15 protein-coding genes are annotated in these 13,474 nt (G+C 40.7%); 12 read left to right on the top strand and 3 right to left on the bottom strand.

What is annotated here, in order from left to right; all coding sequences use genetic code 11:
* Positions 1–4: 4 nt before the first annotated feature.
* From AC07VK_RS16885 to moeB, 5 genes are read left to right on the top strand one after another with little or no spacing between them, the layout of a single operon-like run.
* Positions 5–607: a thiamine phosphate synthase gene (locus AC07VK_RS16885; protein WP_492961916.1), complete on the top strand. Its 603-nt coding sequence runs from the start codon at positions 5–7 to the stop codon at positions 605–607.
* A 10-nt stretch (positions 608–617) separates the two neighbouring features.
* Positions 618–1,253: a thiamine phosphate synthase gene (locus tag AC07VK_RS16880; protein WP_492961914.1), complete on the top strand. Its 636-nt coding sequence runs from the start codon at positions 618–620 to the stop codon at positions 1,251–1,253.
* Between the two features lie 11 nt (positions 1,254–1,264).
* A complete protein-coding gene (locus tag AC07VK_RS16875) occupies positions 1,265–2,035 on the top strand; it encodes a thiazole synthase (protein ID WP_492961912.1) in 771 nt (256 codons plus the stop codon).
* Positions 2,022–3,146 (top strand): 2-iminoacetate synthase ThiH, encoded by a 1,125-nt coding sequence (gene thiH / locus AC07VK_RS16870; RefSeq protein ID WP_492961910.1) that lies wholly within the window; start codon positions 2,022–2,024, stop codon positions 3,144–3,146. The genes AC07VK_RS16875 and thiH overlap by 14 nt, the downstream gene beginning before the upstream one ends.
* Entirely contained in the window at positions 3,140–4,180 is a 1,041-nt protein-coding gene (gene moeB, locus AC07VK_RS16865) for a molybdopterin-synthase adenylyltransferase MoeB (RefSeq protein WP_492961908.1), read from the top strand. Before thiH ends, moeB begins: the two co-directional genes overlap by 7 nt.
* 110 nt (positions 4,181–4,290) lie before the next feature.
* Here the strand turns inward: moeB and AC07VK_RS16860 are convergent, their stop codons facing one another.
* Together AC07VK_RS16860 and AC07VK_RS16855 are read right to left on the bottom strand one after the other, a co-directional pair.
* Entirely contained in the window at positions 4,291–5,313 is a 1,023-nt protein-coding gene (locus AC07VK_RS16860) for a hypothetical protein (protein WP_492961906.1), read from the bottom strand.
* The gene (locus AC07VK_RS16855; protein WP_492961904.1) at positions 5,310–5,669 is read right to left on the bottom strand and encodes a hypothetical protein; all 360 of its coding nucleotides are present in this window, start codon (positions 5,667–5,669) and stop codon (positions 5,310–5,312) included. Before AC07VK_RS16855 ends, AC07VK_RS16860 begins: the two co-directional genes overlap by 4 nt.
* A gap of 633 nt (positions 5,670–6,302) precedes the next feature.
* On the opposite strand from AC07VK_RS16855, the gene AC07VK_RS16850 reads away from it, so the two are divergent.
* Positions 6,303–6,854, top strand: coding sequence for a hypothetical protein (locus AC07VK_RS16850; protein WP_492961902.1), 552 nt, complete (start codon positions 6,303–6,305; stop codon positions 6,852–6,854).
* Between the two features lie 92 nt (positions 6,855–6,946).
* Here AC07VK_RS16850 and AC07VK_RS16845 read toward each other — a convergent pair whose 3' ends face one another.
* Positions 6,947–7,993 carry a hypothetical protein gene (locus AC07VK_RS16845; protein ID WP_492961900.1) on the bottom strand — a complete coding sequence of 349 codons (1,047 nt, stop codon included), beginning with the start codon at positions 7,991–7,993 and terminating at the stop codon, positions 6,947–6,949.
* A gap of 378 nt (positions 7,994–8,371) precedes the next feature.
* Between AC07VK_RS16845 and AC07VK_RS16840 the strand changes: the two genes are divergently transcribed.
* From AC07VK_RS16840 to AC07VK_RS16815, 6 genes are all read left to right on the top strand, one after another.
* The gene (locus AC07VK_RS16840; RefSeq protein ID WP_492961898.1) at positions 8,372–8,569 is read left to right on the top strand and encodes a hypothetical protein; all 198 of its coding nucleotides are present in this window, start codon (positions 8,372–8,374) and stop codon (positions 8,567–8,569) included.
* A 146-nt stretch (positions 8,570–8,715) separates the two neighbouring features.
* Entirely contained in the window at positions 8,716–10,368 is a 1,653-nt protein-coding gene (locus AC07VK_RS16835) for a tetratricopeptide repeat-containing sensor histidine kinase (protein ID WP_492961896.1), read from the top strand.
* 10 nt (positions 10,369–10,378) lie between these two features.
* On the top strand, positions 10,379–11,044 hold the full coding sequence (locus AC07VK_RS16830; protein ID WP_131029384.1) for a DNA-binding response regulator: 666 nt from the start codon (positions 10,379–10,381) through the stop codon (positions 11,042–11,044).
* Between the two features lie 426 nt (positions 11,045–11,470).
* On the top strand, positions 11,471–11,803 hold the full coding sequence (locus AC07VK_RS16825) for a YegP family protein (protein WP_492961894.1): 333 nt from the start codon (positions 11,471–11,473) through the stop codon (positions 11,801–11,803).
* An 11-nt stretch (positions 11,804–11,814) separates the two neighbouring features.
* Complete coding sequence (locus AC07VK_RS16820; RefSeq protein ID WP_492961892.1) at positions 11,815–12,879, top strand: type I restriction endonuclease; 1,065 nt, start codon at positions 11,815–11,817, stop codon at positions 12,877–12,879.
* A gap of 192 nt (positions 12,880–13,071) precedes the next feature.
* Positions 13,072–13,371: a hypothetical protein gene (locus AC07VK_RS16815; RefSeq protein WP_492961890.1), complete on the top strand. Its 300-nt coding sequence runs from the start codon at positions 13,072–13,074 to the stop codon at positions 13,369–13,371.
* Positions 13,372–13,474 lie beyond the last annotated feature (103 nt).

The following is a 13,474-nucleotide window of genomic DNA, read 5'->3' as shown; positions in this document are numbered from 1 at the left end:
CGCTATGGAACTGATTGTAATTGCCAAGCCTACTATTTTTAAGGAAGAATGTCTTCTTGTAAATCAGCTTTTCGAAGCCGGTTTACAGGTTTTTCATTTACGAAAAGAAAATGCAGATGAGGCCGGTTACCGCAAAATTGTGGAAGGGATTTTACCGGAATATCATCCACGCATCGCTTTACACCATTTCCATACACTGGCCAACGATTATAACATCAATAGAATCCACCATACAGAAAGCTTTAGAAAAAGTATTACACCCAATACCCAGCCGCAAAAGCATATATGGAGCACATCTATTCATCAGTTATCAGATATAGATTGCATTAGGCCATACCGTTACAGCTTTTATGGCCCCGTATTCAACAGCCTTTCCAAACCCGGTTATATGGGGGTTATCCCTGCAGGTTTTCATTTAAACAAGCCTAACAGCAAGACAAAACTGATTGCGCTGGGTGGAATCGGTTTAAACCAGATCGATCGGGTAAAAGAAATGAATTTCGATGGCGTTGCACTATTGGGCAGTATCTGGAACGACCCCAGTAAAGCTTTAACCAATTTTAAAAAAGCACAGCAACATTGCCTCGTTTACCATCAACCGTTTTAAAAATATCAATATGATTCAGCCCCTACAATATATCTCGCAAGCAGCTAAAACAGGTACCCATTTGGATGCCATTGAGCAGGTGCTACAAGCTGGCGGAAAATGGATCCAGTTACGCATTAAACACCAGGCCGAAAGCGAGGTGTTGCCTTTTGCAAAAGCCGCGCAGGCCTTATGCGAAAAATATGGCGCCAAACTTATCGTAAACGATTTTCCGCACCTCGCTAAAGCCGTAAATAGTTATGGGGTACACCTGGGCCTGCAGGATATGCCCATTTCCGAAGCCAGGAAAATTATCGGCAAACACCAGATCATCGGCGGCACAGCCAATACTTTCGAACACATTTTGCAAAGGGTTGCGGAGGGTGCCGATTACATTGGCCTTGGCCCCTTTAGGTTTACCCGGACCAAAGAAAACCTGAGCCCGGTTGTGGGTTTGGCAGGTTACCACAAAATAATGGAAAAAGTGCGTAAAGTTGGAATCAGCACCCCCATTATTGCCATTGGCGGCATTGAAGCAGCAGATATTCCGGCTATACTCGAAACCGGAATTTACGGAATTGCCATCTCGGCAGCACTCACCAACCAAACACAAACGGCTGCGGTTCTTGAAGAAATCAACAGCAAGTTCAGTATTCATTCGATTTAAAAATTACAGATATGTTAACCATAGCAGATCAAACCTTTAGCTCTCGCCTCTTTACCGGTACCGGAAAATTCAGTTCTGCCAAAGAGATGGAAAGTGCCTTAATTGCCTCGGCCTCCGAACTGGTTACCGTAGCGCTCAAACGTGTAGATTTAAAGGGCAAGGACGACGATATCCTTCATCACCTTAAATATCCGCACATCAATTTATTGCCCAATACCTCTGGTGTGCGCAATGCAAAAGAAGCCGTTTTTGCCGCTCAACTGGCACGTGAAGCCTTAGAAACCAACTGGATTAAACTGGAAATCCACCCAGATCCGAAATACCTCATGCCAGATCCGATCGAAACCTTAAAAGCCACCGAAGAACTGGTTAAACTCGGTTTTGTGGTTTTGCCTTATATCCATGCCGACCCGGTTTTATGTAAACGTTTGGAAGATGTGGGCACGGCAGCGGTAATGCCGCTGGGCTCCCCAATTGGCAGTAACAAGGGCTTAAGAACCATCGATTTTTTAGAGATTATCATCAGCCAGAGCAGGGTTCCGGTCATTATCGATGCCGGTATAGGTGCACCGTCTGATGCGGCCAAAGCCATGGAAATTGGTGCTGATGCCGTTTTGGTGAACACCGCCATTGCTATTGCCAAAGATCCAACCAATATGGCTATTGCCTTTAAATTGGCTATAGAAGCCGGCAGAATGGCTTTCGAGTCTAAATTAGGCGCTCAAACACATTATGCTGCAGCAAGCAGTCCACTAACCGCATTTTTAGATGAAGAGTTTTAACGGGGTATTCGAATCTTACAATTGGGACGATACCAAGGTCAGTATTTACGATAAAACGGCTGCAGATGTAGAGCGGGCATTGCGCAATACACAACGGGATCTGGAAGATTTTAAAGCGCTTATTTCTCCCGCAGCATTGCCTTATCTTGAAGATATGGCGCAAATTAGCCAGCGATTAACTTTAGACCGTTTCGGTCGGGTAATACAAATGTATATACCGCTTTACCTCTCCAACGAATGCAATAACATCTGTACCTATTGTGGTTTCAGTTATGACAATAAGGTAAGGCGGAGAACGCTCAACCCAATGGAAATTATGCAGGAAGTGGCCGTAATTAAGGGTATGGGATACGACCATGTGCTGCTGGTAACGGGCGAAGCCAACCAAAGTGTACACACCGATTATTTTAAAAAAGTATTAGACCTCATCAGTCCACATTTCGCCCATATATCCATGGAGGTGCAGCCTTTGGATGTAGCCGATTATGAAACCCTTATTCCGCACGGGTTAAATACCGTACTGGTTTACCAGGAAACCTATCACCAGGATGATTACCGGAAACACCATCCAAAGGGCAAAAAATCTAACTTTTTATATCGCTTAGAAACGCCTGACCGCTTGGGGCAGGCCGGAATCCATAAAATGGGGCTTGGCGTATTAATTGGGCTGGAAGACTGGCGTACGGATTCGTTTTTTACGGCCCTGCATCTCTCTTACCTCGAAAAACAGTATTGGCAAAGTAAATTCAGTATTTCTTTCCCCAGGCTGCGGCCTTTTAGCGGTGGTTTAGAACCTAAAGTGGTGATGAACGATAAGGAATTGGTGCAACTGATCTGTGCTTACCGTTTATTCAACAGCGAAGTAGAGCTGTCTATTTCTACCCGCGAAACCGTAGCTTTCCGCAACCAGGTGATTAAGCTGGGCATTACCGCCATTAGTGCGGGTTCTAAAACCAATCCCGGTGGTTACCAGGTAGAACCTCAATCGCTGGAGCAGTTCGAAATATCTGATGAACGCTCGGCACAGGAAATTGCGGCCATGATCAGAAAACAGGGTTATGAGCCCATTTGGAAAGATTGGGATATGAGTTTGATCCAAAAATCATGTTAATAAAAGAAGAATTAAGCCGCTATAACCGCCAAATCATCCTGCCCGAGCTGGGCTTGGCGGGGCAAGAGAAGCTAAAAGCCGCCAAAGTATTGCTTATCGGCGCAGGTGGTTTGGGCTGCCCGGTATTACAGTATCTGGCCGCAGCGGGTGTAGGAACAATCGGAATTGTAGATGATGATGTGGTAGAATTGAGCAACCTGCACCGGCAGATTTTATATAATCATACTGATATTGGGCAACCTAAAGCAAAAATTGCCATGGCAAAACTCCAATTGCTTAATCCGCACGTGGGTTTCAATGCCTATCACGAACGTTTTAGGGCTGATAATGCGATAAACATTTGCCAGGATTATGATCTGGTGATCGATTGTTCAGATAATTTTACCACCCGTTACCTGGTGAACGATACCTGTGTGGCTTTAGGCAAAACACTTATTTTCGGTTCTATTTTACAGTTCGAAGGCCAGGTTGCGGTGTTTAACCACCAGGGCGGTGCAAACTATAGAGACCTTTATCCGGCACCGCCAACCGAAAATATTAACTGTATAGAGGGAGGGGTGATCGGCATTTTACCTGGCCTAATAGGCCTGTACATGGCCAATGAAGCCCTAAAATTAATCTGCGGCATTTGCGAAACACTTGCGGGCAAACTGATGATTGTTAATGCGCTGAACAATACCGTAATGGTATTTAAAATCGCCGCAAAAAAAACAGCTGATACCGCAAAGCCAGCGCCGGCCAAAACCGATAAAGCCGTACAAGAAATCGATAGCACAACATTAGATCGCTGGCTGGAAACCCATGCGGATGAAGTTTTTTTAATTGATGTACGCGAGGGTTACGAACATGAAGAAAATAATATTGGAGGCATCAACCTTCCGCTTTACGGGTTAACAGCATCGCTTACCGCTATCCCAAAGCACAAAAAAGTAGTGTGTTATTGCCAAACCGGGCAAAGAAGCAAAATGGCCGTGCAGGTGTTGGCGGGGCTTTACGAAGGAGAAGTATATAGTTTAAAAAATGGAGTGGCTTAGTTTATTAGTCATGTCGTTCATATTGATTTTTATGAGATAAATTAACCCACAAAAGCGCAACGCAGCGTAAACCGGCATCATTTAGAACCTTGCTCATTTTAGGTATTTCACTAAAAATCGATAGAGAAACCACCGCCAAGAACAAAACCTTTATCAAAATTTGGTGGCAGCTCACCAGCGGTATATTTTACGGCCACCTTGGTTTTGGTACCCGGACCTAGATTAATTTTAAGCAGCTTTTCTATCCTGATCATGTAAAAGTAATTCCAGTCTTTACCTGCATTTTTCAACAATAAATTACGGTCGAGGTCGTAATACGAATCGAATAAAAAAGCAATCCGCTCATTTCCGGAAAGTATGCCCGTTTCCCATTCCGCTTTAAGGTTTAACCTGTTCATAAATTTCGAGTCTGCAAGCAAAGGGGCAAGGCTGGTTTTATTGGCGCCAGTTACGTAATCATAACCGACAGATAAATCCAGCTGCCTGGGATTGTTGTTTTTTGCGGCCCTTAACAAACCAAACGGAAAATCGAGGATCGAACTCAGGTAAGAAGTAGAAACAGAAAGCTGCGGGCCAAAGGCAAAATCGTAATTTCTGAAATCCTGGGTGGTTTCATGTTTTGCATGCAGGTTAAATGATAACCACAAGGGCGACGCTACCTTTGCGGCCAAATTGCGTGCTTCTTCTACAAGGGGGTCTTTCCCCGGAGGTAGCTCAGGGCCGTCATCCGCCAGCGGATTTATAGTACTGCGGGGGCCAAGGTCTTTGCCTTTTACGTGAAAGAGGGGCTGCCCTTCCAATTTAATTTCCGAAATCAGGCTGCTGTTTTTGTTTTTATCCTCAGCAACGGTTACAAAACCCCTGCTGCCTAATGATAGGTTAAGTTTATTAATTTTAGCCGGGTCATTGCCCAATAGTTTTTTATCCAGTTGAAACTGATAATCGATCCCGAACGATCCTTTTTCCGGATCGATAAATTTAAGGTCGACCTTTAGCCCGTATTTATCGAACACTTTAAACGAAGCCGACGCTTCTACCATGCTTTTTTTTGCCGTGGTATCGGCACTACCCGTTTGTGCAGCTGCCAGGCTTCCATAACCCAAACAGGAGATCAATAATAACGCCCCTTTCATTTGTCTATTGCTTTAGTGGCAGTCTTATCACTCGGAAAAATGGCCTTATCAGCCCAGGTATTTATCATCGCTCCGTTGGTCTGCGTATCCTTATCCAGGTCTACCAGGATATCTTCAAGCGCCAGCGAAACATTATAATGCGCTAAAATCTGGTTAAAATTATAGGCAAACCTGATTTTTGATCTTTTAATGGCATCAGGATCTATCCCCCAATTCATATCCTTTACCTTGGCCGCTAAAAATTCATCCCAGGCATCAAATGGATTTACATCATCAAGCGGATTGTCTGATACACCGAAATAAGTACGCTTAATAAAACGTCTTTTCTTTTCCGTTAACTCTGATTCTTTCATCATGGGTCTTTTGGTTTTAACTCAATAACAAGAATATTGGCGTAAGCTAAAGCAGGCTAAAAAATAAAATTAAATCTACACATTAAGTAGCTCACTATCAACACCTCATGTTGGGTATATTATGGTTGGTTCATTCGGAAAATGGTTTATTTGGTTAACTGTAAACCAAACCGAGTATCCCATCCCATATTATTTGACCATATAGGCTTCAGCATTTTTTAATCAGCGCTAATCGCTCCCCGCCAAACACCTGACTGTTTCCACAATCCATCTTACATTTTCCATAATTTTAACCGCAAAGCGACAGAGAGAAGGCACAAAGGCCACAGCGTTGGGGCGTAAAGTTTTTTACCACATAAGGAATTTAAGAAATATAAGGCAATCGGGCTTATGTGAACCTTATAGGTCTTATTTGGTTAATTAAAAGATTCTTCAGTTTCATTCCGCTCAGCACAAGCTCGCTCAAAGACCCCGTGCATTCCATGTTTCCGTGGCAAAAAAAGCTCACCGATTTCGTTAATTCATGATAATACGTTGATCGACTCACGACTCCGGACTCACGACTTTAGGCTAAAAAAACGGCTCAATCTTTGCTCCTCCCCAGAATAAATTTAATAAGGAAACCCATTTTAGCTCATGAACAAATTACCAGCACTATCCCCAAAACCATTATTCTCCCTTTTAATCCTGTTTAGCCTTTTCCTCTCGGCCTGTTCCGAAACCCCTGAACGTTTCTTCGACATCGCCATCCTGAACACCAACATGATCAACGATTTTGCCAGTGCCGACCTGGCCCGCCACTTTAACGACGAAACCAAAGAATACCCCGATATCCCATCCAGCAAAAAGAAAGGCAACGAAGCAGCCACCAACCTCAACAACAAAATTTTATACCTCGAGCAATCGCTCGAAAAGGTAAAAAAGCTTTCCGCTTCGGGCGATGAAGAAAAGGAGATTAAAGCCCTTTCGCAGCAATTGTACGAACTCGTAATACCCGTTTATAAAAACGAGTACCTGGCTTACGCAAAACTGTGCGACAGTAAAGGCAGCCAAAGTGCCAAAGATGAAATTATTAACAGCATCGACCAGAAATATGGCGCCCGCTTTGAACAAAACTTTAATGCTTTAATGGAAAAAGGCAAAGCCTACGCTCAGAAACACAACATCCAGGTAAACTGGGGACAGTAAAATAAATAATGGTTTAACTCAGGTGTGATGCATTTGGGTTAAACCATAGCTTAGCGGCTAAGTAAAGCTTATAGGGCAATAATAAGTTTAACTTATTGTTGGGCGAATTCGGCTTCATAAAAATTTGCAGCATTATCAGTCTCTCCTTCTTCCACGGGCTGTTTAACTTCTTTCTTTAGGGTACTCGCCCAATAACCGCAAAGGCTTACAAAAATAGCTGCACATAAAAACCACACTAAACGGGTAAGCATATACCTGTAATTGGAAGTGTATTTGGTTAAAATTGTGCTGGTAAGTGGCTTTAACACTCTTTGTATATCTTTCGGATAAGAACCGCTATCGGTAAAAAACTCATGATCTTTTCCATGACCTTTATACCAAACTTTACCTATTGAATAATTTGTCAGCGTATCAGGTAAATTAATTTTCCTTTGCTGTGTTAAAGTTCGAACATTTAACGGAATTATTGGCACACCAACATTTTGTTTATCATCTTTAATCGGCTCATAATGATCATTGTCCCAATACATAAATTTCTCTTCTGGTCTGGGCATTCTAATTCTAGTCCAACGTTCCCAAACTGCAAAAGAAGTGGTGCCGATGAAGAGCAAGAGTATACAGAAAATAATGATGTAGTTTAGGGAAAAGCGGGGTTTGGCAAGTGGTCTGGATTCTGGCTCTCTAATTAAGCCCTTACCATCTGGAGTTGATGTCGTCGTAGTATTATTCGGGAAAAGGATATCTATAGGTATCCCAGCTATTTTAATTGTTTTATCAGTACTTGAATAATAATAAGAACTTCTCGGTCTAGGTTCCAAATCTATCAACCAAGCTAAGAGATCAGTATTCTCTTCGCTCGTTTTTCCTTTCTCTTTTTTAATGTGGTTATAAAGGGCCTTAAAATCATCGGGGTCTGAATCATCTATAACTTTTCGAAAGTTATCGCATTTCATTTTATCCACTTTGAAGAACATCGAAAGTATATCGATATCATTTGGATTATTTCTACTGCCATAAACCTTTAAACAAGCCTTTCTTAATCTTGTAGTGGTTGCTTCGGGCAAAATTGCATGCAGCTTCCCATTATCCCTCATCTTTTTATAGGCAGCCAATACTATGTCTTGATAATCTTCAGGCATTTTTCAAAAAATTTAGTGTAAAAGTAAAAATGAAATTTTTGGAATCTTTACGGGTTTCCGGAATTCCTTGGAATTTAAAAAGAATTCTTTAGAATCTTTGGAATTATCTGAAAACTAGCGATTTGAAGCTTGGACATTTGTCTCAACAATTAATTCAAGCAACGATTCAAACTATAATCCAAGCAAAGAACTAAATGTTAAAAACGAGTAGAAATCGCGGTAGTTATTAGCCGGTTTGGGAAGCAGTTACTAGCTCCCGCGACAGATACTCATTACTTCCCAAAAATTTCAGAAGGCCTTCTGATTTACAAATCGTAGCAAACCCCGCGAATGGTCGCGGGGAACTACTGAGTTAATCATTTCTAAAATTTTTGAATCATGTTTTTACCATTATTTATTGCTATCCTATTGGGATTAGCTACACCATCAAATACAAACCATTCTGCATCTTGTGGCGGAACAACAACTGTAAATACTGCTGATACCGATCCTGGGGATCCAGGTGACCCAGGAGATACGGATCCAGGTGACGACACTGGAGGTGAAGGCTCACATGTTCCACCAAAAAATCCATAGTTTGTGATCTACCCGAGATAGAAATTATTTCGATAATAAGTAAGGCAGTATTTTTTGCCTTACTTATTTACTTATAAAACAATCCCGAAATATCCAAGGAGAAACCATCCTGTTTTTTTATATTTGAGTAAATAATATTCTCGCTCTTGAAAAAAATATACTTTCTCCTATTTTTTCTTTTGGCAGCATTTGCTTGTAAGAAAAAGAACAACACTCAATCTCCGATTAAAAACCAGAATTTTGAAATAGCAGAATCCTTTTTCTTTAAAAATAACGACTCTTCATTCTATTACTTCAACAAAGTAACCACTACCTCTAAGGATAGCTTACAGGTGGCGATGGCTTATAATTATATGGCAGTGATACAATCAGATGCCGGAGACTACTTTGGAGGCCAAGAAAGCTTAACATTATCATTAGGCTTCTTAAATGAACAAAAACAAACTGACCTCGCCTGCCTCGCTTCGAATTATAATGAGTTAGGATTAAATAGTACATATTTCAAGAAATATACCGAGGCCATAAATTATTACAATTTGGCACTAAAGTTTTGCAGAAACGAGGCATATAGATTACGGTTCCTTAATAATAAAGCATTAGCTTATCAAAAAAGTGGGGCCTATTCAAACGCAATTGATATTTACAATGAAGTTTTGAGAAAAATCAGAGACAGGAAAGAATACGCAAGAGCACTTTCTAATGCGGCTAAAACAAAATGGCTTCAAAATCCGAAATATAATCCAATAGCAGATTTCTCAAAAGCATTGCAGATTCGCTATTTAGGAAAGGATGAGTGGGGGCAAAATGCCAGCTATGCACATCTTGCTGATTATTACGAAAAGAAAAAACCTGATTCAGCATTTAATTACGCGCAAAAAATGTATTTAATTGCAACGGAGCTTAATAGCCCAGACGATCGGCTAGAAGCACTCCAGAAGTTAATCAAACTTAGCCCATCTGCAGCAACCAAAGCGTATTTTCAAAAATACCAAAACATTGACGACAGTCTTCAAACTGCACGTAGTGCAGCTAAAAATCAATTCGCAGTTGTTCGTTACGAAACGGAAAAAAACAAAGCCAATTTTCTAAAAGCCCAGGCTGAGAACATTGAAAAACAAAAAGACATATTGCTCAGAAATATAGGGATTGGTACCTTGATCCTGTGTTTGCTATTGGGCTATTTTTTATACCATAGACGGAAAAAAAGCCTGCAACAGGAAAAGGAGATAGAAGTTAAAAAAACAGAGCTCAAATACGTGAAAAAAATTCACGACCGCGTGGCCAATAGGGTATACCAGGTAATGTCGGAAGTAGAAAATACAAGCGAAATAGACAAAAATGACCTGGCCGATAAACTCGATGTGATCTATAAAATATCGAGAGACCTTTCTTATGACAGCAAAGACATTAACAACGAAGAAAGCTTTTCAATTGAACTGTCGAAAATGTTATATGCTTACGCCTCGGCGAAAACCAACATCGTGTTAGAAGGTGGCGGCGAAAAACTTTGGGAAGACATTAAGGGCGATACCAAAGCCGAAGTATTTTGCATTTTACAGGAACTGATGACCAATATGAAAAAACATAGTGGGGCAGATACGGTTACCATAAATTTTAAGCGCGAAAATGACCGTATAACGGTTTTATATGTAGATAATGGAAAAGGAATGGAGGTTTTAACCCCTAAAAATGGATTAAGAAATACGGAAACCCGTATAGAAAGTATTTCGGGCCATATTACTTTTGATACCAAGCCTGATGGAGGGCTTCGTGTTGAATTTTCATTTCCAACCTTATAAAAATATAAATATGTTCAAAAACGTACTCATCGCCGAAGATCATGAAATTGTTAGTAAATCGCTCCGTAGCGCCCTTACAGATCTTGGCATCACTATAGCCGATAAAGATTATGTATTTTATTGTGATGATGCATTTACACGGGTACAAAAAGCACTGCGCGATGGCGACCCTTATGAACTGATCATTACCGACCTTTCTTTTGATGAAGACTACCCGAAACAAAAAATAGCAGGAGGCAGAGAACTGATCAAAGCTTTAAAAGAAATACAGCCAGATTTAAAAGTGCTGGTATTTTCTATCGAAAACAGGGCCTTAATTGCCAATACACTATTTAAAGAATTAAATATCGATGCTTACGTGCCTAAAGCCCGCCATGATGCAAAAGACCTTAAACTGGCTTTAGAAAGCATTTATAAAAACAAAAAATACCATTCGCCCAACCTGAGGCAAAAAGAAGAATACCTGCACGATTTTACCCCTTATGATAAAACAATTGTTTCGCTCATTTTAGATGGAAAAACCCAAAAAGAAATGTCGGGCATTTTGAAACAAAAAAAGATGGAACCATCCGGCTTGAGCAGCATCGAAAAACGGATAAATTATATCAAAACCGCGTTAAATATTTCAAATAATGGTCAGTTAATTGCTTATTGCATCGCAAATAAGGTGATTTAGCCGAGGTTAGTCTTCAATCCATGTCGGGAGTCGATCGGTTTCGTTTAGTCACTCCCGCAATTGTCCTTATTCGTGGTTGTCATCCTGAGCGTAGTCGAAGGATCTTCAACGATGAAAAGAATTTTACTGCTTTTAACAACCTCAGCGTGCTCTGCGACATGCATCTGTGAATCTGTATAGTTAAAAAAAGAGCTAATGTTTGGTGTTTAACATGGATAATCGCTAGGCTATCCAACCATGAACTATTAAACCATCACCCAATTAACCTATCCTAAAAGATTGCTTCGGCTCCCTCAATCCGGTCTCGCAACGAAAATGGCTATAGACTATCAGCCAATGAACTATTGACGAATGAACCGACCTACGGTTTCCCGTAAGGATGCGCCATATTCCGCCTATACTTTTGAGCAGCAAAAAAAAATAACGATGGGAAAATTTATCATTACCAAAAGAACAAACGGCGAATACCAGTTTAATCTCGAAGCAGCAAATGGCAGGGTTATCCTCACCAGCGAGGGCTACGCCGCAAAAGCAAGCTGCAACAAAGGTATCGAATCGGTAAAAACCAATGCACCAACCGATGCCAGGTACGACAGAAAAATTGCCAAAAACGGAAACTACTATTTCAATTTAAAAGCTGCCAATGGCGAAATTATCGGTACCAGCCAAATGTATACCACCGCTGATGCCAGAGATAACGGTATCGAATCGGTTAAAGAAAATGCGCCGAATGCATCAGTAAAAGATGAAACCATTTAATGCAAAAAGTTATGGATCTTAAACTAAAGTTAGAACAACTTCATCAGCGCGTAGTGGGATTAAAAGACCAGATCAATACCGAAGAAGCTACAAAAAATGCATTTGTAATGCCCTTTATTCAAATCCTCGGTTACGATATTTTTAACCCTACAGAAGTTATACCCGAACACATCTGCGATATCGGCACCAAAAAAGGCGAAAAGGTAGATTATGTAATCCGTAAAAACAACGAACCTATCCTCATTTTCGAATGTAAACACTGGAAAGAAAGTGCCGATGCGCATAATTCGCAGTTGCACCGCTATTACCATGTTTCGAAAGCACGCTTTGGCGTATTAACCAACGGTACGGTTTACAACTTTTACGCCGATCTGGAAAAACCGAATATTATGGACGAGAAACCATTCTTAACCATCGATATCGAAGACCTGAAAGATAATTCGATAAAAATCCTTGAAAGTTTTACCAAAAACGAATATAATTTAGAAACGATCCTCGATTCGGCAGAAGGTTTAAAATACATCAAAGCCATCAGAAAGGAATTTGAAAAAGAAATAGACAGTCCTTCTGACGAGATGGTGAAGTTATTGGTTAACCGTTTTTTCGATAAACCCTTAACCGCAAACCGGATGATTGCTTTTAAAGATTATACCAAAAAAGCACTTACCATCTCCATCAACGAATCCATCAGCGATCGCTTAAAATCGGCATTGAATATTAACGAGAAAATAGAGAAAAAGGAGGAGGGCAAAGTAATTCCCATTAATGAAGATCCCGATACTTCTAAAATCGTAACTACTGAAGAGGAATTAGAAGCCTTCCAGATTGTAAAGGCTATTTTGCGCGAGAAGATTCCATCTGCCAGGATCGCTGCACGGGATACCCAATCTTACTTTGGCGTATTGCTGGATGACAATAACCGTAAACCAATTTGCAGGTTCCATTTTAATACCGTTAACAAGTACATCGAAACTTTCGAGAAAGGGAAAGATGCCGGCGAGAAAAAGCAGTTATTCAACCTTGATGAACTTTACGATTATAGAAGCCAGTTGCATCAAACCTTAGAGAATTATTAATTATCCGCTCATCTCTCAAAAAATGTAGAGGTTGCTTCCGTGTCTGTTTTCGATCCAGGCAGAGCAACCGCTCATTTTGGTATAAACAACCTCCTATCATTCCCTTACTGTTAGCCGTAAGGAATATATTTTTTGCCCAAATACCTTAGTGGCATGAAACATCTCGTTACACTACTATTATTAACATTCATAATGGATAACGCCCAGGCACAAAAACAGAAGGTGATTACCTATCAGTTAATGGAGCCGGGTTTTAACACCAAAGTAATTAAAGGAAGCATTAGTGAGGTATACACGACAAAACGTTATGGCAAAACTTTCTGGTGGGTCGTAATCGGTACCGATACCATTATCCATGTATGGCGCAGGCACCTCGATACGGCAACCATGAAACCTGGCGTAAACCGCGCTTTTTATTCCATTAAACGCCTCGATAATAGCTGGTGGAAGAAAGAAAAATCGGAAGATTATGTGAAGCCGAAAACCAACTGACAAAGGAAGATCTGCCAATTTGCACCACATTAAATCATATTTACAAATAACTGTAAATGAATTAATTAACCTAAAATCACACCAATAAAATCATTGTTAAAAT

The sequence above is a fragment of the Pedobacter sp. GW821-FHT01D05 genome, assembly GCF_059422505.1.
The sequence above is the reverse complement of the archived record's forward strand: the minus strand, read 5'-3'. Positions and strand labels throughout refer to the sequence as shown.

Coding starts and splice junctions, on each gene's coding strand:
- AC07VK_RS16830 (WP_131029384.1), top strand. CDS start 10,379: ATGTTCAAAAACGTACTCATCGCCGAAGATCATGAAATTGTTAGTAAA.
- AC07VK_RS16885 (WP_492961916.1), top strand. CDS start 5: ATGGAACTGATTGTAATTGCCAAGCCTACTATTTTTAAGGAAGAATGT.
- thiH (WP_492961910.1), top strand. CDS start 2,022: ATGAAGAGTTTTAACGGGGTATTCGAATCTTACAATTGGGACGATACC.
- AC07VK_RS16850 (WP_492961902.1), top strand. CDS start 6,303: ATGAACAAATTACCAGCACTATCCCCAAAACCATTATTCTCCCTTTTA.
- AC07VK_RS16815 (WP_492961890.1), top strand. CDS start 13,072: ATGGATAACGCCCAGGCACAAAAACAGAAGGTGATTACCTATCAGTTA.
- AC07VK_RS16820 (WP_492961892.1), top strand. CDS start 11,815: ATGGATCTTAAACTAAAGTTAGAACAACTTCATCAGCGCGTAGTGGGA.
- AC07VK_RS16825 (WP_492961894.1), top strand. CDS start 11,471: ATGGGAAAATTTATCATTACCAAAAGAACAAACGGCGAATACCAGTTT.
- AC07VK_RS16880 (WP_492961914.1), top strand. CDS start 618: ATGATTCAGCCCCTACAATATATCTCGCAAGCAGCTAAAACAGGTACC.
- AC07VK_RS16840 (WP_492961898.1), top strand. CDS start 8,372: ATGTTTTTACCATTATTTATTGCTATCCTATTGGGATTAGCTACACCA.
- moeB (WP_492961908.1), top strand. CDS start 3,140: ATGTTAATAAAAGAAGAATTAAGCCGCTATAACCGCCAAATCATCCTG.
- AC07VK_RS16855 (WP_492961904.1), bottom strand. CDS start 5,669: ATGATGAAAGAATCAGAGTTAACGGAAAAGAAAAGACGTTTTATTAAG.
- AC07VK_RS16845 (WP_492961900.1), bottom strand. CDS start 7,993: ATGCCTGAAGATTATCAAGACATAGTATTGGCTGCCTATAAAAAGATG.
- AC07VK_RS16875 (WP_492961912.1), top strand. CDS start 1,265: ATGTTAACCATAGCAGATCAAACCTTTAGCTCTCGCCTCTTTACCGGT.
- AC07VK_RS16860 (WP_492961906.1), bottom strand. CDS start 5,313: ATGAAAGGGGCGTTATTATTGATCTCCTGTTTGGGTTATGGAAGCCTG.